The sequence below is a fragment of the Streptomyces sp. NPDC020192 genome, from assembly GCF_044388685.1.
Classification (GTDB): Bacteria; Actinomycetota; Actinomycetes; order Streptomycetales; family Streptomycetaceae; genus Streptomyces.
Map to the genome: position 1 here is coordinate 47,263 of NZ_JBIRXG010000001.1, position 23,431 is coordinate 70,693.

The following is a 23,431-nucleotide window of genomic DNA, read 5'->3' on the forward strand; positions in this document are numbered from 1 at the left end:
TCACCTCCGCCGGTCTCGCCGGTCGTCGCGGGTGTGGAAGAAGTCCCCCAGTTCCAGGTCGCCCTCCGCGAGGCGGCCGACGACGAACCCGATCGCCCCCAGCGCCGCCACCAGCAGGAACGCGCCGAACCCGCCGAAGTACCCGGCGAAGCCCAGCGCCATCCCGGCGATCATGCCGACCACGGCCATGCTCATGCGACGCTCCTCAACTCCTCAGCGTGCGGATCACTGGATGCGGGGCTCGGGCTCCTCGTCCTCTTCGTCGGGCAGCTTGACGTCGCTCACCGCGATGTTGACCTCCACGACCTCGAGGCTGGTCATGCGTTCCACGGCGGCGATCACGTTCTCGCGCACGGCGCGGGCGACGTCGGCGATCGAGACGCCGTAGTCCACGACGATCTCCAGGTCGAGCGCGGTCTGCACCTCGCCGACCTCGGCCTTGACGCCCCGCGTCACCGACTTGGAGCCGCCCGGCACCCGGTCGCGCACGGCGCCGAAGGTACGGGCCAGCCCGCTGCCCATGGTGTGCACGCCGACCACGTCCCGGGCCGCGAGTCCGGCGATCTTCTCCACGACACCGTCGGCGATGGTCGTCCGCCCGCGGGCCGCCGGGTCGCCGCCGCCACGCCGGGTGGCCTTGCGGGTCGCCACCTGCGGCTCGTGCTCGCCCTCTGGGGTCGTCGTCATGTCGGTCATCGCCGTACGTCCCTTTCGGTCGTCGTCTCCCGACCACCGTACGCATGGTTCCCCGCCCGCACACCGGGGATACGGCAGGCTGGTGGAATGACGGCGGACCGGTGGACTGGGAAAAGGGGGCGGCGCGCAGCGCCTTCGCATAGGGCGGTGGTGGGCGACGGGTGGGCCGTGCGGCATCAACTGGGGCTCGGCCGGCTGCTGCCGCTCGGCGGCCCGCGCGACGGCGCGTGGATCACGGAGGAGGCGGCCGCGGCCGTACTGGAGCGCGCGGCGGCGGACGGGGTGCCCGGGGTGCGGCTGGGCGCGCTGCGGATCGGGCTCGCCGACCCGGAGGACGTGCACGAGCCCGTCGTACCGCCCCCGCCGGGCGCCCTCCCTGCGGGCGCGCTCCGTCTGACGGCCGACTTCGCGGCGACGGCCGCCGAACCCCTGCCGACCGTGGCGTCCCGCCTGCGGCACGCGCTGGCCACGGCCGCGACGCGCCAACTCGGCCTCGCGGTCACGGAGGTGGACCTCCGGGTGACCGACCTGCTGGACACGGCGGAACCGCCCCGAGAGGTACGTACGCCACGACCGGCACCGGCTCAGGACCCCACGGACCCGGACGAGACGCGGGCCGCCGAGGCCGCGCTGTCCGTGCCGGGGGTGACGGGGCTGACCGCCTCCCTCGGGCGCGGGGTACGCCTGGAGGAGCGCACGGCCGGTACGACGGCACTGCCGCACCGGCACGCGCGCGTGGAGCTGACGACCAGCGCGGACCACCGGACCGTCGAGGTGGCCCGGCGGGTCCGCACGACCGTACGAGAGGCGCTGGAGGACAGGCCGACGGTGGCGGTGCTGGTGACGGCGGTCGGTTGACGTTCTCGTCGCTGTGGCCGGCTAACGGCTCATTCGCCCACGCCGGCCAGGTCCCGAAGTCGCCGAGTCTGCGCAGCACGCTCGGCGGCCCGCTGCTCGTCGTACGTACGATCCACCGCACCGCGCAGCAACGCCTTCGTCTCCACCACCGCATCCCGCGGCGCAGCCACCAGCGCCGCGGCCAAGTCCCGTGCCGCCTCGTCCAGTTGGTCGCCGGGCACGGCGAGGTTGGCCAGCCCGGACGCCACCGCCTCCTGCGCGCCGACGAACCGTCCGGTGGCGCAGATCTCCAGCGCGCGGGCGTACCCGACGAGACCGACCAGCGGGTGCGTGCCGGTCAGGTCGGGGACGAGGCCGAGGCTGGTCTCGCGCATGGCGAACTGCACGTCGTCCGCGACGACTCGCAGGTCGCACGCGAGCGCGAGCTGGAAGCCGGCCCCGATGGCATGCCCCTGGACGGCGGCGATGGACACGATGTCATTGCGCCGCCACCAGGTGAACGCCTCCTGGAACTCGGCGATGCTCGCGTCGAGCCCTGCGTCGTCCCGGCGCGCGAGATCGATGAAGGTCGGCTCGCCCGGGATCCCCTCCGGGGTGAACATCTGCCGGTCCAGCCCCGCGGAGAAGGACCTGCCCTCGCCGCGCAGCACGACGACACGGACGGAGCCCGGCAGCAGCCGGCCGGCCTCGGTGAGCGCCCGCCACAGAGCGGGGCTCTGCGCGTTGCGCTTGGCCGGGTTGGCCAGCGTCACCGTGGCGAGCGCGTCGTCGACGGTGAGCCGTACGCCGTCCTTGTCGAGAACAGGAGCGAGGTCCTGGTCGGGCGAAGCCATGGGGCGCCTCCGATGTGTGCGGTCAGTCAGGCATGCTGGGCACGCTTAAGTGACTGCACAGTAACCACCCGGCCGATCAGTCCGCCGACCGGGTGGCCACCATCGAAGCCGATGGGCCGCCCGGGGTCAGGACGATGCGGCCTTCTTGCCCCGGGTCGCTCCGCCACGCCCACGAAGCGTGACGCCCGACTCGCTGAGCATCCGGTGTACGAAGCCATACGAGCGGCCGGTCTCCTCGGCCAGCGCCCGGATGCTCGCACCGGAGTCGTACTTCTTCTTCAGGTCTGCCGCGAGCTTGTCGCGCGCGGCGCCGGTCACCCGGCTGCCCTTCTTCAGAGTCTCGGCCACCCGTGCCTCCTCATGGGAAGTGCGCTCTGGTCTCCTCATGATCACCCCTCTCGGGCGTGATGGCCACCCATTCGGCAAGGTCGGTGAGACATCGTTGTGACGACAGGAGCGCACCCCCACAAGCGGAATTCGGTATTCCACCGGGCGGTGTCCATGGGGCCGAACGGGTGGATTCGCGAAGTGCCAGGTCAGAGACACGAGACGGCCGATCCCTTGGCAGCGAAGGGATCGGCCGCGAAATCGGTGTACGACACACGTCGATACGAGGAGATCTCACACAGATGATGGATCACGGATCGGCCGAATGATCCATACGCAGTGGATCACGCCAGGGCGACGAGGTCCGCGTAGTCGGAGCCCCAGAGGTCCTCGACGCCGTCCGGCAGCAGGATGATCCGCTCCGGCTGGAGCGCCTCGACGGCTCCCTCGTCGTGCGTGACGAGGACGACCGCGCCCTTGTAGGTGCGCAGCGCGCCGAGGATCTCCTCGCGGCTCGCGGGGTCGAGGTTGTTGGTCGGCTCGTCGAGCAGGAGCACGTTCGCCGAGGAGACCACCAGGGTCGCCAGGGCGAGACGGGTCTTCTCGCCGCCGGAGAGGACGCCGGCGGGCTTGTCGACGTCGTCGCCGGAGAACAGGAACGAGCCGAGCACCTTGCGGACCTCGACGAGGTCCATGTCGGGGGCGGCCGAGCGCATGTTCTCCAGGACCGTGCGGTCGGGGTCCAGGGTCTCGTGCTCCTGGGCGTAGTAGCCGAGCTTGAGGCCGTGGCCCGGGACGACCTCGCCGGTGTCGGGCTTCTCGACGCCGCCGAGGAGGCGCAGCAGAGTCGTCTTGCCGGCGCCGTTGAGGCCGAGGATGACGACCCGGGAGCCCTTGTCGATGGCGAGGTCGACGTCGGTGAAGATCTCCAGCGAGCCGTACGACTTCGACAGGCCCTCGGCCGTCAGCGGGGTCCTGCCACAGGGCGCGGGCTCGGGGAAGCGGAGCTTGGCGACCTTGTCGGACTGGCGGACGGCCTCGAGACCGGAGAGGAGCTTGTCGGCCCGGCGGGCCATGTTCTGCGCGGCGACCGTCTTGGTGGCCTTGGCGCGCATCTTGTCGGCCTGGGCGTTGAGGGCGGCGGCCTTCTTCTCGGCGTTGGCGCGCTCGCGCTTGCGGCGCTTCTCGTCGGCCTCGCGCTGCTGCTGGTAGAGCTTCCAGCCCATGTTGTAGACGTCGATCTGGGAGCGGTTCGCGTCCAGGTAGAAGACCTTGTTGACGACCGTCTCGACCAGGTCGACGTCGTGGCTGATGACGATGAAGCCGCCGCGGTAGGTCTTCAGGTAGTCGCGCAGCCAGACGATCGAGTCCGCGTCGAGGTGGTTGGTCGGCTCGTCGAGGAGCAGCGTGTCCGCGTCGGAGAACAGGATCCGGGCCAGCTCGATACGGCGGCGCTGACCACCGGAGAGGGTGTGCAGCGGCTGGCCGAGGACGCGGTCGGGCAGGTTGAGCGCGGCGGCGATGGTGGCGGCCTCGGCCTCGGCGGCGTACCCGCCCTTGGTGAGGAACTCGGTCTCCTGGCGCTCGTACTGCTTGAGGGCCTTCTCGCGGGTGCCGCCCTGGCCGGTGGCGATGCGCTGCTCGTTCTCGCGCATCTTGCGGATCAGGACGTCGAGGCCGCGCGCGGACAGGATCCGGTCGCGGGCGAGGACGTCGAGGTCGCCGGTACGGGGGTCCTGCGGGAGGTAGCCGACCTCGCCGGAGCGGGCGATCTGGCCGGCGGCCGGGATGCCCTCGCCGGCCAGGCACTTGGTGAGGGTGGTCTTGCCGGCGCCGTTACGGCCGACCAGGCCGATGCGGTCACCCTTGGCGACACGGAAGGTGGCGTTCTCGATGAGGACGCGCGCACCGGCGCGCAGCTCGATACCGGAGGCGGAGATCACGGACAGACTCCAGGACGTACAGGAAGGGGCGGGTGGTCGGCTGAGGGCGTTCCCGCCGTCTAATGCGCGAGGAGAATGGCCATGGAAGAAGTCTAACGGGACCGTGCAAGCGGTTTTCCTGCGTCCGTACTACATCCGTCCTATGTCACATCCGTCCCACGCCCGCGCGTTCGGACCCGCCACCGAGGCGTTGTCCGGGGCGTTGTCAGTGGTGGCTGCCAGACTGGGCAAGGCGTCACAGAACCGGCGTACGAAGGAGTGATCGGCATGGCAGGCATGGGTGGTGGACGGCCGAGCATCTATCCCTCGCTGCTGTACGCGGACGCGCAGGCGGCGATCAGACAGCTGACGGAGGCCCTCGGCTTCACGGAGCTGTCGCTGTACGAGACGGAGGACGGCACGGTGATGCACGCCGAGCTGGTCCAGGGCCACGGCGCGGTGATGATCGGCTCCAAGGGCCGCGGCGGCCGTTTCGACGCGGCGATGAAGGACGCCGGACCCGCCGGGGTGTACGTCGTCGTGGACGACGTGGACGCCCACCACGAGCGGGCCCTGGAGCACGGCGTGGAGATCCTGATGCCCCCGACGGACCAGGACTACGGCGGGCGGGACTACATGGCCCGGGACCTCGAGGGCAACATCTGGAGCTTCGGGACGTACGCCCCCGAGATCGGCGAGACCGGCATCTGAGCCCGCCACGCGCCGCTCGGCTGCCGGCGGGCAGCCGTCAGCCGCCGGTGTGCACCTGGAAGGCGGCCCGGCGCACGGCCTTGGCGAGGGCCGGGTCGGGGTGTGCGGCGGCGAGCGCGACCAGGACCTGCACGGTGCGCGGGTGGCCGACGGCGCGGACCTCGTCGAGCAGCTGGGGGACGGTGGGCTGCACCGCGGATTCCAGATGCCGGACCAGCATCGGCGCCTCGCCGTGGTCGGCGACGGCGGCGGCGGTGTCCACCCAGAGCCAGGTCGCCTCCTGACGGGTGAGGACCTCGTGGGCGTCCTCCGGGTCGACTCCGTCGTGCTCGGCGAGCCACAGCAGGGCGTACGGCCGTAGCGCCGACTCGTCCGCGACGGCCCGTACGTCGGGCTCGGCGGGGGCACCGACGACGCGCAGCGCCTCGAAGGCCAGGCCGCGCAGCAGGGCGTCCTCGCCCCGGGCGGCGTCGATCAGCCGGGTGACGGCGACGCCGACGGGCCGGGCGGCGAGCCAGGCGCGGTACTCGGCGCGGGCCGCGTTGGGGCGGAGCTGGGCGCAGCCGCGGAGCATGTCCTCGGCGGACTGCTCGATGTTGCCGGCGGGGCTCTGCGCGGCCACACAGATCTGCTCCAGCTTGACCCACACCGCCCAGCTGCCCAGCGGGGTGAGGGTGGCCTGAGCGTCGCCGTAGGTCAGGGCGCCGACGGCGGCGAGGGCCCGCAGCGCCCAGTCGAGGAGGGGTTCGAGCGGGGTGTCTCCGGCCGGGGCGGGATCTCCCGGGGCGCCGGCGGCTAGCTCGGTGCCGGGCTCGTAGGAGATCTCGCAGCGCTCGGTGCGCAGTTCGGTGACCCGCTGCTGGAGCAGGTCGAGGAGCTGCTCGACGGGGACGGGCCCGGCGGACAGCTGGAGGAAGGAGAGCACCTGGGGCATGGCCGAGACGACCTCGGCGACCGCGGCCGCCTCGTGCTCCTCCGGTTCGGGGGAGGCGAGCGACCAGGCGTCGAAGAGGGCGACCCAGCCGCGCAGTACGGCGCTGTCGTCGCGGTCCCAGGCGCGCAGCCGCCAGCCGGGGCGCGCGCTGTCGCCGTGCACCTCGACGAGTCCGGCGAGGCGGGCGGTGTCCCAGTCGGCGCGGACCTGAGCGGCGCTCAGGCCGAGGTCGGCGGCGGCGCGTTCGGCGGTCGGGTCGGAGAGGGTGGCCTTGCCGTCGGCGGTGGCGCCGGCGCTGCCGGGGCCGAGGACGGCGTCGGCCCAGCGGGCGACGCGGACCGCGCCCGCGAGGCCGGTGCGCGCCATTCTGGCCAGTTCGGCCGGGGCGGGGGTGCCCTCCGGCGGCCGGGGTGAGGGGCGCTGCGGGCGCCGCTGGTTCACAGCTCTGGGGGCGGCGGCCAGGGGTCGCGGTCGGACGAGTCGAAGCCTGGAGTCGCGCGGGATACGGGACGTCACGGGTGCAGTCTTCCGGTTGACGGTCCGAAAACCCAAACGGAATGTCACGGCGGGCGACGGGGCTGGCCAACACACGGGGTCAGGCACGGGGCGAGGAGTACCGATCAGGCCAGTCGTACGGCCTTAAACGGAATGACTGGGACCGGGGTGATGGGTCGGGCGCCATGGTGGAGGCGGGGGTAGCTGGGGCCGGGGGTGGCCCTGCCACGCCGGGGCTCGGGGGGCTGGGTGCCGGGGGTGGCCGGAGGACGGGGTGATCGGGGGCCGGGGATGGCCGGGGGCCAGGGGCGGCCGAGGACCCGGGGCGACCGAGGACCGGGAGGGGGCGACCAGAGGGTGAGGGTGGCCGGAGGCCGGGGAGATCGGTGGCTACCGCTCCGGGGGCCGGGGGTGGCCAGACGGTCAGGGGTCGCCGGGGGCGGGGATGGCCAGAGGCCAGGGGTGGCCGGGATGAGGGTGGCCGGAGGCCGGGGGGATCGGTGGCTGCCGCTCCGGGGGCGGGGGGGGTTGCCCAGATGTCAGGGTCGCCGGGGGCCGGGGTGGGCTTGTGGTGGTGGCCCCTCGGGTCGGGGGTCAGGGGGTGTTTCACACCAGGGGGGTCATGAAGCGGCGTAGGCGCTCCTGGTACTCCTGCGGGTCGGCGTTCCACATCGCGCCGTGCGGGGCTCGTGCCACGGTGTGCAGGGCGACCAGGTCCGGGCGGCGGGTGGCGAGGTGGCGGGAGTACTCCCAGGGGGCGACCTCGTCGTCCGGGCCGTGGAAGATCAGGGTCGGTACGGTGAGCAGGTCGGGGTCGGTGGGCCGCGCGGCCCGGTCGGCGTACAGGCCGGTCCTGCCCTGCGCGGCCCGCACAGCGAGCGGCAGCAGCGGCTGCGGGGTGTGCCGGGCCCGGGCGAGGGCGCGCAGCGTGGCCTCCCAGCTCAGCACCGGCGAGTCGAGGACGAGCCCGGCGATGCGCTCGCGCACCGCGGAGTGCTCGGCGGCGCGCAGGGCCATGGTGGCGCCGGTGGACCAGCCGAGCAGGACGACGCGGCGGGCGCCGTAGCGGACGGCGTAGCGGATCGCCGCGTCCACGTCCCGCCACTCGGTCTCGCCGAGGTGGTTCAGTCCGTCCGGCGGGCGGGGGGCGCCGAGGTCGCCGCGGTAGGCGAGCGCGAGGACCGGGACCCGGCGGGAATGCAGGGGGGCCATGAGGTTCATGGCCTGTTCCCGGGTGGTGCCGAGGCCGTGTACGGCGATCACCCAGGTGTCCCGGGCCCCGGGTACGAACCAGGCGGGCAGGTTGCCGAGTTCGCCGGGTACGTCGACGTCGGCGTGGTCGAGGCCGAGGGCGGCGTCCGGATTGCCGACGTACAGGTTCGGGGTGAGCCACACCGGGTCGCCGGGGGTGAGGGTGCCGTGCGTGACGCGTTCCAGGCGGCGTACGACGGTGTCGGCGCTGTGCTCCGCCGCGTCCAGGACGAGGCCGACGACCGCGTGCGCGCCGTTGCCGGCGAGGCCGTAGGTGCCGGGGCGCAGCGAGGCCAGATCGCGGGTCAGCGTGATGCGGCCGGCCGCCGTGCCGTGCACGGTGAGGCGGGGTTCGGTGGGCAGCGGGCGGCCTGCGGGCGCCTTCAGCGCGGCATCGCTGGCGAGCCGCCCGGCGGCGACGGATGCCGCGCCGGCGGCGAGCACAGCGGTGACTGCGGTGGCGGTCGCTCTGACTGGGCGCACCTGTCCAGTGTCGTGGGGGTTGCGGCCGTGGGCCAGCGGAGAGGGTGGGCGGGGCCGAGCCGTCGGGGCGTGGGGAGGGTGGGTCGGCACCGCTGAGCAGTACGTGCGTTGTGGCTGGGCGCCGTTGTGGTGGATCGCAGGCCGCGTGGCGCGGGTCACTTCCGTTGGCCGTACCCGCGCAACCGCTCCCCCACCTCCGCCAGCTGCGTCTCCGTCAGCAGGGACGGGGTCAGGCCCGGTACGGAGGAGGCCGTCAGCCACAGGCGGCACATCCACTCCAGCTGGGCGGTGCGGTCGTAGGCCTGGTCGAGGGTGGTGCCGTAGGTGATCGTGCCGTGGTTCTGCAACAGGCAGCCGGAGCGGCCCTCCAGGGCGCGGAGCATGTTCTCGGCCAGTTCGTCGGTGCCGTAGGGGGCGTAGGGGGCGACCCGGACGGGGCCGCCGAGGGCGGCGGCCATGTAGTGGACCAGCGGCAGCTCGGGCACGAGCGTGGAGACCGCCGTCGCGTGTACGGCGTGGGTGTGGACGATCGCGCGGGCGTCGGTCGTGCGGTAGACGGCGAGGTGCATGGGCAGCTCGCTGGTCGGCACCAGGGTGCCGAGCACCTGGTGGCCGGTGAGGTCGACGCCGGTGAGGTCGTCCGGGGTGAGCCGGTCGTAGGGGACGCCCGACGGGGTGACCAGCACGACGTCCCCGACGCGCACCGAGACGTTGCCGGAGGTGCCGACCACCAGCCCGTCGGCGACGGTCCGCCGCGCCACCGCGACCAGCTCCACCCACGCCCGATCCTGTTCCACCGCCGCCCCTCCCTCTCCCATCGAGATCCGACCCTGCCCCGCCGCCACCCGTCCCTGCTCTGCCGAAGCCCGCCCCTGCTCCATTGGCCCCCGCCCCTCCTCCTCCGACGCCCGCCCCTCCCCCTGCCCCTCCGTCACCCGTCCCCGCTCCACGTTCCGCCGTTGTTCAGCCATGCCGCGATCCTGCCAGCCGGGGCCGCCGGGAAAGGGGTGGGCGGTCGCTTCCGGCCAGCAGTTGTGCGTGGAAGGCGTGCCCCCAAGCCGCCGAGCCTTCCGAGCCGCGCAGCCACCGAAGCCCCCGAAGCCCCCGAAGCCCCCAGCCATCGGAGCCGGCCACCACAGCCCCACTCCCCGCCCCATAAGCCCCTGAAGCCGCCGAACGGGCGGAAGTCGGGGCGAATCGCCGGAAAGTGGCGCTGATTCGGTGATCGCCGGGCCTTGAATGATCCCTCTTGCCCGTCGGACGACCGCTCGTCCGCCGACCCGGGGAGACGCATGGCCAGTGAACGCACTCTTTTCCGTCGCCGCGCCGGTGTCCTCGCGGCGGCCTCGGCGGCGCTCGCCCTCGCGGCGCCCGCGGCCGCGGCGGCCGGGCCGCCGGCGCTGGTCAAAAGCCGGCCCCGGGGGCACGACGTCTCCTCGCATCAGGAGCACGTCGACTGGGCGTCCGCCAGGAAGACCGGCGCGCGGTTCGTCTATGTCAAGGCGACCGAGGCGACCGACTACCGCAACCCCTACTTCGACGAGCAGTACAACGGCGCACGCGAGGCGGGTCTGCTCCGGGGCGCGTACCACTTCGCACTGCCGGACCAGTCCTCCGGCGCCGCGCAGGCCCAGTTCTTCGTGCACGACGGCGGCGACTGGCAGGCGGACGGCTGGACGCTGCCGCCCGCGCTCGACATCGAGTACAACCCGTACAGCAAGAAGCAGAAGTGCTACGGGCTGAGCAAGGCGATGATGGTCCGCTGGATCCGGGACTTCAGCGACGAGGTGAAGGAAGAGACCGGGCGGCGTCCGGTGATCTACACGACGACCCAGTGGTGGAAGCTCTGCACCGGCAACAGCCGCGCGTTCTCCTCCAGCCACGCGCTGTGGATCGCCCGGCACGGTACCTCGGGCCCGGGGACACTGCCGGGCGGCTGGCGGTACTGGACGTTCTGGCAGTACGGCACCGAGGGCACGCTGCCGGGTGACCAGAATCTCTTCAACGGGTCGGCCGACCGGCTGCGGACCTTCGCGCGCGGCCGATAGCCAAGGGGCGCCTGGGTCGCGGGCGACACACAGTGGCAAGCGGAACCCCACCCCCTCCCTTCAGACACCGCCACGCCCGTCTCAGTTCACCTTCCGTTCATCCAGGTTGCCTACGTTCGTCCAGCCAATGACCTCGAACGAATGCCTGGGTAAATGGAAAGCTTCTCGCTGATCCTCGCGATTGTGGTGGTGACCGCACTCGCGTTTGATTTCACGAACGGTTTCCACGACACCGCCAACGCGATGGCCACCACCATCTCGACAGGCGCCCTGAAGCCCAAGATCGCAGTTGCCATGTCGGCCGCCCTGAACCTGGTGGGCGCCTTCCTCTCCGTGGAGGTCGCGAAAACGATCTCCAAGGGTCTCGTCGACGAGAAGGGGATCCGTCCCGAGGTCATCTTCGCCGCCCTGGTCGGCGCGATCCTCTGGAACCTGCTGACCTGGCTGGTGGGCCTGCCGTCGAGTTCCTCGCACGCCCTGATGGGCGGCCTGATCGGCGCCACGGTCGCCTCCGCCGGCTTCGGTGCCGTGCACGGCGACGTGCTGGTGACCAAGGTGCTGCTCCCGGCGGTCGCCGCGCCGCTCGTCGCGGGTCTGGCGGCCATGCTGTCCACCCGCCTGTCCTACGGCATCGGCGGCAAGAACGAGGGCGAGGCCACCCGCAAGGGCTACCGCGCCGGCCAGATCGCCTCCGCCGGCCTGGTCTCCCTCGCCCACGGCACCAACGACGCCCAGAAGACGATGGGCATCATCACCCTCGCGCTGATCGCGGGCGGCTCCATCGCCCCGGGCTCGAACCCTCCCACCTGGGTGATCCTCTCCGCGGGCCTGGCCATCGCGCTCGGCACCTACATCGGCGGCTGGCGCATCATCCGCACCATGGGCACGGGCCTGACCGACCTGGAGCCGCGCCAGGGCTTCGCCGCCCAGACCAGTGCCGCGACCGCCATCCTGGCCTCCTCCCACCTGGGCTTCTCGCTCTCCACCACGCACGTCGTCTCCGGCGCGGTGATGGGTACCGGCCTCGGCCGCAAGGGCGGTGTGGTCCGCTGGTCCACCGCGACCCGCATGGTCGTCGCCTGGCTCCTCACCCTCCCGGCCGCCGCGCTGGTCGGCGCGGGCGCCGAGTCCGTCACGGACCTCGGTGACTGGGGCACCGCCGTCGTCGCCGTCTTCCTGGTCGCCGCGAGCGCCACGATCTGGAAGCTCTCCCGCCGCGAGGTCGTCGACCACACCAACGTCGTGGCGGAGACCGAGGAGCCGGCCGGTGTGGTGACCACCGCCATCGCCGCCGTCACCCCGCCCCCGGCGGGCACGATCGGCGAGGACCTGACGGCCACCATCCCCTCCCCGGCCGCCGCCGAACCCGCGGCCCCGGCCACCTCGGCCACTCCGCCGGCCGCCACCGTCTGACCCCGGCCATCCGGTTACCCAAGGAAGCATCATGAAGATCGACTGGTCGGCCATCGGCTCCGTCTTCGGCGTCAGCCTCGCGGTCACGGTGGGCCTGGTGGCCCTGTTCACCCTCGGCGTCAACGGCCTGGCCCGGCGCGAGAAGGCGGCGGCCCAGGGCGACTCCGCGGCCCTCGCCGTCACCGGCGCCTACGTCTGCTTCGCGGCCTGCGCGGCGGCGGTGGCGTACGGCATCTACCTGATCGTGGCCAAGGTCTGACCGAGCGCCACGAACCCGGCACCACGAAGGCTCCCCTCTCTCCTGGACAGAGGGGAGCCTTCGCCATACCCAGAGGTCACGGGCGCCCCGCGATGTGGGGATCGGCACACTCTCCCCCTGCAGGTCAACGGCAAGTTGACGGCCGTTCCGGGCGCGTGGTGGACTGCCCAGGCCATGTACGGCGGCAGGAGAGGAAGTCGGTGCGAATCCGGCGCGGTCCCGCCACTGTCACCGGGGAAGAACCCCCGGGAGCCAGGAACTCTCACCGCCGAATCTCGTCGAACCAGGGCGCGGACACCCTGAGTGAGGACATCGATCGCCATGCCCGGCTGCCGAAGGACCCGTACCAGGCCCGCTCCTGTACCCACGGCCGGCTGAGCCCATGGGTGCCGATCGCTCCTACGCGTACGGCGCCGCCGCCGGCCTTCTCGGTGATCTGCTCCTCGGCGATCCGCGCCGCGGGCATCCGGTCGCCGTGTTCGGGCGGGCGGCCACGGCCGTGGAAGGCGCGTTGTGGCGCGACCACCGCGGCTGGGGCACGCTGCACACCGTGGTGTGCGCGGGTGGCGCCGTCGCACTCGGCACGGTCGCCGCACGCGCCGTACGCCCCTCCCCCGCCGCCTCCGCCGCGCTGACCGCCGCCGCCGTCTGGTCGGTCGTCGGCGGCACATCGCTCGCGCGCGAGGCCCGCACGATCGGGCAGGCCTTGGAGCGCGGGGACGTCGAGGCGGCCCGGGAGCGGCTGCCGCATCTGTGCGGCCGGGACCCGCAGGCGCTGGACGCCGACGGGATCGCCCGGGCCGTGGTCGAGTCCGTCGCCGAGAACACCTCCGACGCCGTGGTGGGCGCGCTGGTGTGGGGTGCGGTGGCCGGGGTGCCGGGGCTGCTCGGGTTCCGGGCGGTCAACACCCTGGACGCGATGGTGGGTCACACATCCCCCCGCTACCGGCGCTACGGCTGGGCCTCCGCCCGCCTCGACGACGTGGCCGGCTGGCCGGGGGCCCGGCTGACCGCCGTACTCGCCGCCGTGGCCGGACCCGACCCGCGCGGTGCCCTGCGCGCCTGGCGGACGGACGCCCGCAAGCATCCGAGCCCCAACGCCGGGCCCGTGGAGGCCTCGTTCGCGGGCGCGCTCGGCGTGCGCCTGGGCGGGACGCTCTCGTACGGCGGCCGCGTCGAGCACCGGCCCGTCCTGGGCGGGGACACCGGCCGGGCGGTCCGGGTCACCGACATCGACCGGGCCGTACGGCTCTCCCGCCGCGTCGGCCTGCTCGCGCTCGGCACCACGGTCGCCGCGCGCCTCCTCGTCACAAGCGTCAAGGGTCTGAAGGGACGTGGGAAGTGAACGGGGGACTCCTCGTCGCCGGCACCACCTCCGACGCCGGCAAGAGCGTCGTGACGGCCGGGATCTGCCGGTGGCTGGTGCGCCAGGGCGTGAAGGTCGCGCCGTTCAAGGCGCAGAACATGTCGCTCAACTCCTTCGTGACCCGGGAGGGCGCGGAGATCGGCCGGGCCCAGGCCATGCAGGCCCAGGCCTGCCGGGTCGAGCCGACCGCTCTGATGAACCCCGTGCTGCTCAAGCCCGGCGGCGAGCAGAGCAGCCAGGTGGTGCTGCTGGGCAAGCCGGTGGGCGAACTGAGCGCGCGCGGCTACCACGGCGGGCGTCAGCAGAAGCTGCTCGGCACCGTGCTGGACTGCCTGGCCGAGTTGCGGGGCACGTATGACGCGGTGATCTGTGAGGGGGCCGGGTCGCCGGCGGAGATCAACCTGCGGCGCACGGACATCGTGAACATGGGGATCGCCCGCAACGCGCGGCTGCCCGTGCTGGTGGTGGGAGACATCGACCGCGGGGGCGTCTTCGCCTCCTTCTTCGGCACCGTCGCCCTGCTCTCGCCCGAGGACCAGGAGCTGATCGCCGGGTTCCTGGTGAACAGGTTCCGGGGCGATGTCTCGCTGCTGGAGCCGGGGTTGGAGATGCTCCGGGGTCTCACCGGGCGGCGTACCTACGGCGTACTGCCGTTCCGGCACGGGCTCGGCATCGACGAGGAGGACGGGCTTCATGTGTCGCTGCGCGGGGCTGTCCGCGAGTCCGCCGTGGCTCCGCCGGTCGGCGAGGACGTGCTGCGGGTCGCCGTGTGCGCGATCCCGCTGATGTCCAACTTCACCGACGTGGACGCCCTCGCCGCCGAACCGGGTGTCGTGGTGCGGTTCGTGGACCGCCCGGAGGAGCTGGCCGACGCGGACCTGGTCGTCGTACCGGGCACGCGCGGGACCGTGCGGGCACTGGAGTGGCTGCGGGAGCGGGGGCTGGCCGACGCGCTCGTCAGAAGGGCCTCGGAAGGCCGGCCCGTTCTCGGTGTCTGCGGCGGTTTCCAGATCCTCGGTGAGCACATCGAGGACGAGGTCGAGTCGCGCGCCGGTGCGGTCCCCGGGCTCGGGGTGCTGCCGGTACGGGTGCGGTTCGCCCGTGAGAAGACCCTGACCCGGCCGGCCGGCGAGGCGCTCGGCGAGCGGGTCGAGGGGTACGAGATCCATCACGGCGTCGCCGAAGTCGACGGCGGAGTCCCCTTCCTGGACGGCTGCCGGGTCGGGCAGACCTGGGGCACCCACTGGCACGGCTCGCTGGAGTCGGACGGCTTCCGGCGGGCCTTCCTGCGCGAGGTGGCCGCCGCCGCGGGCCGCCGCTTCGTGCCCGCGCCGGACACCTCCTTCGCCGCGCTGCGCGAGGAGCAGCTCGACCGGCTCGGCGACCTGATCGAACAGCACGCGGACACGGACGCGCTCTGGCGGCTCATCGAGTCGGGCGCGCCGCAAGGACTGCCTTTCATCCCACCGGGAGCGCCCGCATGAGCACAGTGTTGTTGTTGTCCACCGCCGACACGGATCTGCTGGCGGCGCGGGCCTCCGGCGCGGACTACCGCATCGGCAATCCGACCCGGGTGGACGTCGCCGCCGAACTGCCGGGCCTCGTTCAGGGCGCTGACCTGGCCGTCGTGCGGCTGCTGGGCGGCAAGCGCGCCTGGGAGGACGGGCTGGCCGCGTTGAAGGCGTCCGGCATCCCGACCGTGCTGCTGGGCGGCGAGGCCGTGCCGGACGCGGAGCTGATGGCCGAGTCGTCGGTGCCCGCCGGTGTGGTGGCGGAGGCGCTGCGGTACCTGGTCGAGGGCGGCCCGGCGAACCTGCTGGAGCTGTCCCGGTTCCTGTCGGACACCGTGCTGCTGACCGGTGAGGGTTTCGAGGAGCCGCGCGCGATGCCGGCGTACGGCGTCCACGGCTCCTGTGAAGTACGGGACGGCCGGCCGACCGTGGGCGTGCTCTTCTACCGGGCGCACGAGCTGAGCGGCAACACCGCCTTCGTGGACACCCTGTGCGACGCGATCGAGGCGCGGGGCGCCAACGCCCTTCCCGTGTACTGCGGTTCGCTGCGCGGTGCGGACGCCGGGCTGTACGAGCTGCTGGGCCGGGCCGACGCGCTGGTCGCCACCGTGCTCGCGGCCGGCGGCACGCACGCCTCCCAGGCCTCGGCGGGCGGCGACGAGGAGGCGTGGGACATCGGCGCGCTCGCCGACCTCGACATCCCCGTCCTGCAAGGACTTTGCCTCACCTCGTCGAAGCAGACCTGGGACGAGTCGGACGCCGCCCTGTCCCCCATGGACGCCGCGATGCAGGTCGCGATCCCGGAGTTCGACGGCCGACTGATCACCGTGCCCTTCTCCTTCAAGGAGCAGGGCACGGACGAGGTCCCGGTGTACGTCGCCGACCCCGAGCGGGCGCACCGGGTCGCCGGAATCGCCGTACGGCACGCGCAGTTGAAGCACAAGCCGAACGCGGAGAAGAAGATCGCGCTGGTCTTCACCGCGTACCCGACCAAGCACTCCCGCGTCGGCAACGCGGTCGGCCTGGACACGCCCGCGTCGGCGGTACGGGTGCTCGACGCACTGCGGGACGCCGGGTACGGGCTTACCGAATACCCCTCCGAGGGTGATGAGTTGATCCATCGGCTGATCGCGGCCGGCGGCCACGACGTCGAGTGGCTCACGGAGGAGCAGCTGGCGGCCGCGCCCGCCCGGGTGCCGCTGGCGGACTACCGGGCGTGGTTCGACAAGCTCGACCCGAGGCTGCGGGACGCGATGCTGGAGGCGTGGGGCGAGCCGCCGGGCAGCCTGTACGTCGACGGCGACGACATCGTCCTCGCCTCCCTCCAGTTCGGGAACGTCGTGGTGATGATCCAGCCGCCGCGCGGCTTCGGGGAGAACCCGATCGCGATCTACCACGACCCCGACATGCCGCCGTCGCACCACTACATGGCCGCCTACCGCTGGCTGGAGAACAGCTTCGGCGCGGACGCGATCGTGCACATGGGCAAGCACGGCACGATGGAGTGGCTGCCGGGCAAGGGGCTGGGGCTGTCCGGCGGTTGCGCGCCGGACGCGGTCCTCGGTGACCTCCCCCTCATCTACCCGTTCATCGTGAACGACCCCGGCGAGGGCACCCAGGCCAAGCGGCGCGGGCACGCCACGGTGGTCGACCACCTGGTACCGCCGATGGCGCGCGCCGACACCTACGGCGACCTGGCCAAGCTGGAACAGCTCCTCGACGAGTACGCGCTCGTCTCCGACCTGGACCCGACGAAGGCCCCGGCGGTGCGCGCCCAGATCTGGACGCTGGTCAAGGCGGCCGAACTCCACCACGACCTGCATGTGGACGAGCAGCCGGGCGACGACGACTTCGACGAGTTCGTCATGCACATCGACGGCTATCTGTGCGAGATCAAGGACGTGCAGATCCGCGACGGGCTACACGTTCTGGGCGGCGGTCCGGTCGGCGAGCCGCGCGTGAACCTGGTGCTGGCCGTGCTGCGGGCGTCCCAGGTGTGGGGCGGCCGGGCGAACGCGCTGCCGGGGCTGAGGGCCTGCCTCGCCGCTCATTTCGGGCTGGTCGAGAAGGAGTTGCTGACCGAGCCGGGCGCGCCGGTGAAGGTTCCGGTCGAGCTGACGGACCTGGTCAAGGGTCCCTCCCGTACGGCCGCCGACGCGATCGACCTGCTGGAGCAGCTGTGCCGACGGATCGCCGAGGGCATGGAGGAACGGGCGTGGGAGCGAACGGCCGTACCGACCGTCCTGCGGGACGCGCTGCGAACCGAACTCCCGGACGCCGTAGCGGTGTTGGAATTCGCCTGCGATGAGGTCGTACCCCGGCTCGCGCGGACCACGGACGAGATCGGGCACATCCTGCGGGCGCTGGACGGCGGTTACGTCCCGGCGGGCCCCTCGGGTTCGCCGACCCGAGGCCTGGTGAACGTCCTGCCGACCGGCCGGAACTTCTACTCGGTCGACCCCAAGGCGATTCCGTCCAGGCTGAGTTGGGAGGTCGGGCAGTCGCTCGCCGACTCGCTCGTGCAACGGTATCTGCAGGACACCGGGGAGTACCCGAAGTCGGTCGGCCTGACGGTCTGGGGCACGTCCGCGATGCGCACCCAGGGTGACGACATCGCCGAGATCCTGGCGCTGCTGGGCTGCCGTCCGGTGTGGGACGACGCCTCACGCCGGGTGACGGGCTTCGAGATCGTGCCCCTGGCGGAGCTGGGGCGGCCGCGCATCGACGTCACGGTCCGTATCTCCGGCTTCTTCCGGGACGCGTTCCCGCATGTGGTCGGGCTGATCGATGACGCGGTGCGGACGGTGGCCGAGCTGGACGAGTCCGCCGAGTCCAACTACGTCCGGGCCCATGTGGAGAAGGACGCGGCCGAGCACGGCGACCGGCGGCGCGCCACGGCCCGTATCTTCGGCTCCAAGCCGGGCGCGTACGGCGCGGGTCTGCTGCCGCTGATCGACGCCCGCAACTGGCGCTCCGACGCCGACCTCGCCGAGGTGTACGCGGTCTGGGGCGGTTACGCCTACGGGCGCGGGCTCGACGGGCGGGCGGCGCGCGGGGACATGGAGACCGCGTTCAAGCGGATCGCGGTGGCGGCGAAGAACGTCGACACCCGCGAGCACGACCTGGTCGACGCCGACGACTACTTCCAGTACCACGGCGGCATGGTCGCGATGGTCCGGCACCTCACGGGCGTCAACCCCGAGGCCTACGTGGGTGATTCCGCCGTACCGGACCAGGTGAAGACCCGCACGCTGGGCGAGGAGACGCACCGCGTCTTCCGTGCCCGGGTGGTCAACCCGCGCTGGATGGCCGCCATGCGCCGGCACGGCTACAAGGGCGCCTTCGAGATGGCGGCGACCGTCGACTACCTCTTCGGGTACGACGCCACGGCCGGGGTCGTCGACGACTGGATGTACGAGAAACTCAGCGCGGAGTACGTCTTCGACCCGGAGAACCGGGACTTCATGAAGCAGTCCAACCCGTGGGCGCTGCGCGGCATCACCGAACGGCTGCTGGAGGCGGCGGACCGGGGGCTGTGGGCCGAGCCGGACGCGGACACGCTGGAGCGGCTGCGCGCCACCTACCTGGAGCTGGAAGGCGACTTGGAGGGCGACGACCAGTGACGACTCCCTTTCCTTTCACGGCTGTTGTCGGTCAGGACGATCTGCGGCTCGCGCTGCTGCTGAACGCGGTCAGCCCCGCCGTCGGCGGTGTGCTGGTGCGCGGCGAGAAGGGCACGGCCAAGTCGACGGCGGTGCGGGCTCTTTCGGCGTTGCTGCCGGAGGTCGCCGTCGTGCCCGGCTGCCGCTTCTCGTGCGCCCCCGGGTCACCGGACCCCGGGTGTCCCGACGGTCCGCACGAGGCGGCATCCGGTACGACACGTCCGGCGCGGATGGTCGAACTGCCCGTCGGCGCCTCCGAGGACCGGCTGGTCGGCGCGCTGGACATCGAGCAGGCGCTCGCCGAGGGTGTGAAGGCGTTCGAGCCGGGTCTGCTGGCCGACGCGCACCGGGGCATCCTCTACGTCGACGAGGTCAACCTCCTCCACGACCACCTGGTCGACCTGCTGCTGGACGCGGCGGCGATGGGTGCCTCGTACGTGGAGCGCGAGGGCGTCTCCGTGCGGCACGCGGCGCGCTTCCTGCTCGTCGGCACCATGAACCCCGAAGAGGGCGAGCTGCGGCCGCAGTTGCTGGACCGGTTCGGGCTCACCGTCGAGGTGGCCGCCTCGCGGGAGCCCGACCAGCGGGTGGAGGTCGTACGGCGCCGGCTGGCGTACGACGACGATCCGGGCGGGTTCGCCGCGACGTGGGCGGGCGAGGAGGCCGTCGTTCGCCAACGGATCGTGGCCGCACGGGAGTTGCTGCCGCAGGTGCGGCTGGGCGAAGGTGCGCTGCGGCAGATCGCGGCGACCTGTGCGGCCTTCGAGGTGGACGGCATGCGGGCCGACATCGTGATGGCGCGTACGGCGACCGCGCTGGCCGCGTGGGCCGGGCGGACGGACGTGCTCGCCGAGGACGTGCGGCAGGCGGCGCTGCTCGCGCTGCCGCACCGCAGGCGCCGTAACCCGTTCGACGCTCCGGGTCTGGACGAGGACAAGCTGGACGAGACGCTGGAGCAGTTCTCCGGGGACGACTCCCAGGGCGACGAGGACCCCGACCCCGACGGTCCCGGTGGCGGCGGTGGGCAGCCCGCGCCCGGCTCCGGCCCCCAGGGCGACGGGGACGCCGCCGCGCGGCCCGAGGCCGGTGAGGGCGGGGAGCCGCAGGCGTCCGGTGGGCGGGAGCAGTCGGCCGTACGGGCCGCCGAGCCGTTCCGGACCAAGGTGCTGAGCGTGCCCGGGATCGGCGAGGGTGCCGCCGGGCGGCGCTCGCGGGCGCGGACCGAGCACGGGCGGACCACCGGGTCCCGGCGGCCCCAGGGGACGCTGACCAAGCTGCATCTGGCCGCGACCGTGCAGGCCGCCGCCCCGCACCAGCGGGCGCGGGGCCGGTCCGGGCCGGGGCTGGTGATCCGCCGGGACGATCTGCGGCAGGCGACCCGGGAGGGGCGCGAGGGCAACCTCGTGCTGTTCGTCGTGGACGCCTCCGGCTCGATGGCGGCGCGGCAGCGGATGAGCGCCGTGAAGGGTGCGGTGCTGTCACTGCTGCTCGACGCCTATCAGCGGCGGGACAAGGTGGGGCTGGTGACCTTCCGGGGGGCCGGTGCCGATGTCGCGCTGCCGCCGACGTCGTCCGTCGATGCCGCCGCCGTACGGCTGGAGTCGCTGCCGACGGGTGGCCGTACGCCGCTGGCGGCCGGGCTGCTCAAGGCGCACGAGGTGCTGCGGGTGGAGCGGCTGCGGGATCCGGCGCGGCGGGCGCTGGTCGTCGTGGTGACCGATGGGCGGGCCACGGGCGGGCCTGAGCCGGTGGCGCTCGCGGGGCGGGCGGCTCGGCTGTTCGCGGCCGAGGGGGTCGCCTCGGTGGTCGTGGACTGCGAGTCGGGGCCGGTGCGGCTGGGGCTGGCCGGGCAGCTCGCGGGTGAGCTGGGCGGTACGGCCGTCACGCTGGACGAGCTGCGGGCGGATTCGATCGCCGGGCTCGTGAGGGATGTGCAGGGGACGTCGAGGAGGGCCGCTTAATGCCGCAGGGACAGCCAAGTGTGGTGCCGGATGACGGTTTGACGACGCGTCAGCGCCGTAATCGTCCGCTCGTCGTCGTGCACACCGGGATCGGCAAGGGCAAGTCGACCGCCGCGTTCGGGCTCGCGCTGCGCGCCTGGAACCAGGGGTGGCCGATCGGGGTGTTCCAGTTCGTCAAGTCGGCGAAGTGGAAGGTCGGCGAGGAGAACGCGCTGCGCGTGCTCGGTGCCTCCGGCGAGGGCGGCACCGTCGACTGGCACAAGATGGGCGAGGGCTGGTCGTGGGTGCAGCGCGATCTTCAGGGGGACAACTTCAGCAACGAGGAGAAGGCCCGGGAGGGCTGGGAGCAGGTCAAGCGGGATCTGGCCGCCGAGACGTACCGGCTGTACGTGCTGGACGAGTTCGCCTACCCGATGCACTGGGGGTGGGTGGACACCGATGAGGTGATCTCCGTGCTGCGGGACCGGCCGGGCACCCAGCACGTCGTCATCACCGGGCGGAACGCGCCGGAGAAGCTGGTGGACTTCGCCGACCTGGTCACCGACATGTCCAAGGTCAAGCACCCCATGGATGTGGGGCAGAAGGGCCAGAAGGGCATCGAGTGGTGATGTCGTCGGTGCCACGGCTGGTCATCGCCGCGCCCTCCTCGGGCAGCGGCAAGACCACCGTGGCCACGGGGCTGATGGCCGCGTTCGCCGCGCGGGGGCTCGCCGTGTCCCCGCACAAGGTCGGACCGGACTACATCGACCCCGGGTACCACGCGCTCGCGACCGGGCGGGCCGGGCGGAACCTGGACGCGTACCTGTGCGGGCCGGAGCTGATCGCTCCGCTGTTCCTGCACGGGGCGCGCGGGTGCGATCTGGCCGTGGTCGAGGGTGTGATGGGGCTGTACGACGGGGCGGCGGGGGAAGGTGAGCTGGCCTCCACGGCCCATGTCGCCAAGCTGTTGCGGGCGCCGGTGGTGCTGGTGGTCGACGCGTCGTCGCAGTCGCGGTCGGTGGCGGCGCTGGTGCACGGGTTCGCGTCCTGGGATCCGGAGGTGCGGGTCGGGGGTGTGATCCTCAACAAGGTCGGGTCCGACCGGCATGAGGAGTTGCTGCGGGAGGCGCTGGACTCGGCCGGTGTGCCGGTTCTGGGTGTGCTGCGGCGGGTGGCCCAGGTGGATACACCCTCGCGGCATCTTGGGCTGGTACCTGTTGCCGAACGACGGACCGATGCCGTGGACGCGGTGGCGGCGATGTCCGCTCAGGTCGGGCAAGGCTGCGATCTCGACGCTCTGCTGGGACTGGCCCGGGGCGCGGGAGCGTTGTCCTGTGCTCCTTGGGAACCGCCTGTCACCACGACGGAGGAGCGAGCGCCCGTCGTCGCCGTCGCCGGTGGCCCCGCCTTCACCTTCTCCTACGCCGAGCACACCGAACTCCTCACCGCCGCCGGTGCCGAAGCCGTCGTCTTCGACCCCCTCCATGACGAGCAACTGCCCGAAGGAACGGCCGGGTTGGTCATCGGTGGCGGTTTTCCCGAGGTGTACGCCGGTGAGCTGTCCGCCAACGAGACGTTGCGGAAGGCCGTCGCCGGACTCGCGGAGCGCGGCGCGCCCGTGGCCGCCGAATGTGCCGGACTGCTCTATCTGTGCCGGGAGTTGGACGGGCAGCCCATGTGCGGGGTGCTGGATGCCACCGCGCGGATGACGGAGCGGCTCACCCTCGGCTATCGGGACGCCGTTGCCGTCGGGGACAGTGTGCTGGCCGTCGCCGGGACGCGGATGCGGGGGCACGAGTTTCATCGCACGGTCGTGGAGCCCGGCGCCGGGGCGGCTCCCGCCTGGGGGGTGCGGGCGCCCGCGCGGCGGGTGGAAGGTTTCGTACAGCAGGGCGTGCACGCGAGTTATCTGCACACGCACTGGGCGTCCGAGCCCGGTGTCGCCCGTCGGTTCGTGGAGAGGTGCCGGACGTCATGAGCAGCAGGCTGATCGGTGTCGGGGTCGGTCCCGGTGATCCGGAGCTGGTGACCGTCAAGGGGGTCAACGCGCTGCGGGCCGCCGATGTGGTCGTCGTACCCGTCATGGACACCGGTGAGCGGGGGCGGGCCGAGGCGACCGTGTTGCACTACGTGCCCCGGGAGAAGGTCGTCCGGGTGGTGTTCGCGCTGAACGAGCGGACCGACCGGGCGCGCCGGGAGGCCGCCTGGGACGCGGCGGGTGACAGGGTCGCCGGGCTGCTGAAGCGGCACGCGTCCGTCGCCTTCGCCACCATCGGCGATCCCAACGTGTACTCGACGTTCACGTACCTCGCGCAGACCATCGCGGAGCTGCTGCCGGACGTGGTCGTGGAGACCGTGCCCGGGATCACCGCCATGCAGGACCTCGCCGCCCGGTCCGGTGCCGTGCTGACCGAGGGCACCGAGCCGCTGACCCTCGTACCGGTCACGGCCGGGTCCGCCGTGCTCAAGGACGCGCTGGCCGGGCCGGGGACGGTGGTGGCGTACAAGTTCGGGCGGCGGGCCGCCGAGGTCGCCGAGGCGCTCGCGGAGACCGGGCGGCTGGCGGACGCCGTGTGGGGGGCGGCGCTGGGCCTGCCGGAGGAGTCCGTGCGGCCGGCCGCCGAGCTGGGCGGGGAGCCGCTGCCGTACCTCTCCACGCTGATCGCGCCGCCGCGCCGGGACGGCGGACGGGGCGGGAAGCTGTGACCCGCCCCCTCGGGGT

General features: G+C 72.7%; 20 protein-coding genes and 1 riboswitch. Of the genes, 12 read left to right on the plus strand and 8 right to left on the minus strand.

Annotation, left to right across the window (positions count from 1 at the left end; all coding sequences use genetic code 11):
- Nucleotides 1-195 carry a hypothetical protein gene (locus ACH47Z_RS00250; RefSeq protein WP_399068841.1) on the minus strand — a complete coding sequence of 65 codons (195 nt, stop codon included), beginning with the start codon at nt 193-195 and terminating at the stop codon, nt 1-3.
- A gap of 30 nt (nt 196-225) precedes the next feature.
- Nucleotides 226-696 (minus strand): Asp23/Gls24 family envelope stress response protein, encoded by a 471-nt coding sequence (locus ACH47Z_RS00255; RefSeq protein WP_399068842.1) that lies wholly within the window; start codon nt 694-696, stop codon nt 226-228.
- A gap of 87 nt (nt 697-783) precedes the next feature.
- Between ACH47Z_RS00255 and ACH47Z_RS00260 the strand changes: the two genes are divergently transcribed.
- Nucleotides 784-1,554, plus strand: a complete 771-nt coding sequence (locus ACH47Z_RS00260) for a nucleopolyhedrovirus P10 family protein (RefSeq protein WP_399068844.1) — start codon at nt 784-786, stop codon at nt 1,552-1,554.
- A gap of 29 nt (nt 1,555-1,583) precedes the next feature.
- Here the strand turns inward: ACH47Z_RS00260 and ACH47Z_RS00265 are convergent, their stop codons facing one another.
- The 3 genes from ACH47Z_RS00265 to abc-f form a co-directional block, all read right to left on the minus strand.
- On the minus strand, nt 1,584-2,387 hold the full coding sequence (locus ACH47Z_RS00265; protein WP_399068845.1) for an enoyl-CoA hydratase/isomerase family protein: 804 nt from the start codon (nt 2,385-2,387) through the stop codon (nt 1,584-1,586).
- A gap of 126 nt (nt 2,388-2,513) precedes the next feature.
- Entirely contained in the window at nt 2,514-2,735 is a 222-nt protein-coding gene (locus ACH47Z_RS00270) for a helix-turn-helix domain-containing protein (protein WP_004002281.1), read from the minus strand.
- Nucleotides 2,736-3,058: 323 nt separating this feature from the next.
- Entirely contained in the window at nt 3,059-4,657 is a 1,599-nt protein-coding gene (abc-f, locus tag ACH47Z_RS00275; RefSeq protein WP_399068847.1) for a ribosomal protection-like ABC-F family protein, read from the minus strand.
- Nucleotides 4,658-4,924: 267 nt separating this feature from the next.
- Here abc-f and ACH47Z_RS00280 point away from each other — a divergent pair, with 267 nt between their 5' ends.
- Entirely contained in the window at nt 4,925-5,347 is a 423-nt protein-coding gene (locus tag ACH47Z_RS00280) for a VOC family protein (protein WP_399068849.1), read from the plus strand.
- Between the two features lie 37 nt (nt 5,348-5,384).
- Here the strand turns inward: ACH47Z_RS00280 and ACH47Z_RS00285 are convergent, their stop codons facing one another.
- The 3 genes from ACH47Z_RS00285 to ACH47Z_RS00295 form a co-directional block, all read right to left on the minus strand.
- Complete coding sequence (locus ACH47Z_RS00285; RefSeq protein ID WP_399068851.1) at nt 5,385-6,797, minus strand: hypothetical protein; 1,413 nt, start codon at nt 6,795-6,797, stop codon at nt 5,385-5,387.
- Nucleotides 6,798-7,382: 585 nt separating this feature from the next.
- The gene (locus tag ACH47Z_RS00290) at nt 7,383-8,510 is read right to left on the minus strand and encodes an alpha/beta hydrolase (RefSeq protein ID WP_399068853.1); all 1,128 of its coding nucleotides are present in this window, start codon (nt 8,508-8,510) and stop codon (nt 7,383-7,385) included.
- A gap of 155 nt (nt 8,511-8,665) precedes the next feature.
- The gene (locus tag ACH47Z_RS00295; RefSeq protein WP_399068855.1) at nt 8,666-9,328 is read right to left on the minus strand and encodes a class II aldolase/adducin family protein; all 663 of its coding nucleotides are present in this window, start codon (nt 9,326-9,328) and stop codon (nt 8,666-8,668) included.
- Between the two features lie 474 nt (nt 9,329-9,802).
- On the opposite strand from ACH47Z_RS00295, the gene ACH47Z_RS00300 reads away from it, so the two are divergent.
- The 10 genes from ACH47Z_RS00300 (at nt 9,803) to cobI (ending at nt 23,415) form a co-directional block, all read left to right on the plus strand.
- Nucleotides 9,803-10,558 carry a lysozyme gene (locus ACH47Z_RS00300; RefSeq protein ID WP_399068856.1) on the plus strand — a complete coding sequence of 252 codons (756 nt, stop codon included), beginning with the start codon at nt 9,803-9,805 and terminating at the stop codon, nt 10,556-10,558.
- Between the two features lie 153 nt (nt 10,559-10,711).
- Nucleotides 10,712-11,971, plus strand: coding sequence for an anion permease (locus ACH47Z_RS00305; protein ID WP_399068858.1), 1,260 nt, complete (start codon nt 10,712-10,714; stop codon nt 11,969-11,971).
- Nucleotides 11,972-12,002: 31 nt separating this feature from the next.
- Complete coding sequence (locus ACH47Z_RS00310; RefSeq protein ID WP_399068860.1) at nt 12,003-12,230, plus strand: hypothetical protein; 228 nt, start codon at nt 12,003-12,005, stop codon at nt 12,228-12,230.
- Nucleotides 12,231-12,372: 142 nt separating this feature from the next.
- A riboswitch (cobalamin riboswitch) is annotated at nt 12,373-12,515 on the plus strand.
- 97 nt (nt 12,516-12,612) lie between these two features.
- Nucleotides 12,613-13,575, plus strand: coding sequence for a cobalamin biosynthesis protein (locus ACH47Z_RS00315; RefSeq protein WP_399068862.1), 963 nt, complete (start codon nt 12,613-12,615; stop codon nt 13,573-13,575).
- Entirely contained in the window at nt 13,572-15,080 is a 1,509-nt protein-coding gene (locus ACH47Z_RS00320) for a cobyric acid synthase (protein ID WP_399068864.1), read from the plus strand. The genes ACH47Z_RS00315 and ACH47Z_RS00320 overlap by 4 nt, the downstream gene beginning before the upstream one ends.
- Nucleotides 15,077-18,730 (plus strand): cobaltochelatase subunit CobN, encoded by a 3,654-nt coding sequence (gene cobN / locus ACH47Z_RS00325; protein ID WP_399068866.1) that lies wholly within the window; start codon nt 15,077-15,079, stop codon nt 18,728-18,730. Before ACH47Z_RS00320 ends, cobN begins: the two co-directional genes overlap by 4 nt.
- Nucleotides 18,727-20,730, plus strand: a complete 2,004-nt coding sequence (locus ACH47Z_RS00330; RefSeq protein ID WP_399068868.1) for a putative cobaltochelatase — start codon at nt 18,727-18,729, stop codon at nt 20,728-20,730. Before cobN ends, ACH47Z_RS00330 begins: the two co-directional genes overlap by 4 nt.
- Nucleotides 20,730-21,338 carry a cob(I)yrinic acid a,c-diamide adenosyltransferase gene (cobO, locus tag ACH47Z_RS00335; RefSeq protein WP_399068870.1) on the plus strand — a complete coding sequence of 203 codons (609 nt, stop codon included), beginning with the start codon at nt 20,730-20,732 and terminating at the stop codon, nt 21,336-21,338. Before ACH47Z_RS00330 ends, cobO begins: the two co-directional genes overlap by 1 nt.
- Nucleotides 21,338-22,687 (plus strand): cobyrinate a,c-diamide synthase, encoded by a 1,350-nt coding sequence (locus ACH47Z_RS00340; RefSeq protein ID WP_399068872.1) that lies wholly within the window; start codon nt 21,338-21,340, stop codon nt 22,685-22,687. Before cobO ends, ACH47Z_RS00340 begins: the two co-directional genes overlap by 1 nt.
- Nucleotides 22,684-23,415 (plus strand): precorrin-2 C(20)-methyltransferase, encoded by a 732-nt coding sequence (gene cobI, locus ACH47Z_RS00345; protein WP_399068874.1) that lies wholly within the window; start codon nt 22,684-22,686, stop codon nt 23,413-23,415. The genes ACH47Z_RS00340 and cobI overlap by 4 nt, the downstream gene beginning before the upstream one ends.
- Nucleotides 23,416-23,431: the final 16 nt, after the last annotated feature.

Excerpts from the sequence above, each read along its gene's own strand:
- ACH47Z_RS00300 (WP_399068856.1), top strand. The coding sequence starts at position 9,803 with ATGGCCAGTGAACGCACTCTTTTCCGTCGCCGCGCCGGTGTCCTCGCG.
- ACH47Z_RS00265 (WP_399068845.1), bottom strand. The coding sequence starts at position 2,387 with ATGGCTTCGCCCGACCAGGACCTCGCTCCTGTTCTCGACAAGGACGGC.
- ACH47Z_RS00295 (WP_399068855.1), bottom strand. The coding sequence starts at position 9,328 with ATGGGAGAGGGAGGGGCGGCGGTGGAACAGGATCGGGCGTGGGTGGAG.
- cobO (WP_399068870.1), top strand. The coding sequence starts at position 20,730 with ATGCCGCAGGGACAGCCAAGTGTGGTGCCGGATGACGGTTTGACGACG.
- ACH47Z_RS00315 (WP_399068862.1), top strand. The coding sequence starts at position 12,613 with ATGGGTGCCGATCGCTCCTACGCGTACGGCGCCGCCGCCGGCCTTCTC.
- ACH47Z_RS00310 (WP_399068860.1), top strand. The coding sequence starts at position 12,003 with ATGAAGATCGACTGGTCGGCCATCGGCTCCGTCTTCGGCGTCAGCCTC.
- ACH47Z_RS00260 (WP_399068844.1), top strand. The coding sequence starts at position 784 with ATGACGGCGGACCGGTGGACTGGGAAAAGGGGGCGGCGCGCAGCGCCT.
- ACH47Z_RS00340 (WP_399068872.1), top strand. The coding sequence starts at position 21,338 with ATGTCGTCGGTGCCACGGCTGGTCATCGCCGCGCCCTCCTCGGGCAGC.
- cobI (WP_399068874.1), top strand. The coding sequence starts at position 22,684 with ATGAGCAGCAGGCTGATCGGTGTCGGGGTCGGTCCCGGTGATCCGGAG.
- ACH47Z_RS00280 (WP_399068849.1), top strand. The coding sequence starts at position 4,925 with ATGGCAGGCATGGGTGGTGGACGGCCGAGCATCTATCCCTCGCTGCTG.
- ACH47Z_RS00250 (WP_399068841.1), bottom strand. The coding sequence starts at position 195 with ATGAGCATGGCCGTGGTCGGCATGATCGCCGGGATGGCGCTGGGCTTC.
- cobN (WP_399068866.1), top strand. The coding sequence starts at position 15,077 with ATGAGCACAGTGTTGTTGTTGTCCACCGCCGACACGGATCTGCTGGCG.
- ACH47Z_RS00255 (WP_399068842.1), bottom strand. The coding sequence starts at position 696 with ATGACCGACATGACGACGACCCCAGAGGGCGAGCACGAGCCGCAGGTG.
- ACH47Z_RS00305 (WP_399068858.1), top strand. The coding sequence starts at position 10,712 with ATGGAAAGCTTCTCGCTGATCCTCGCGATTGTGGTGGTGACCGCACTC.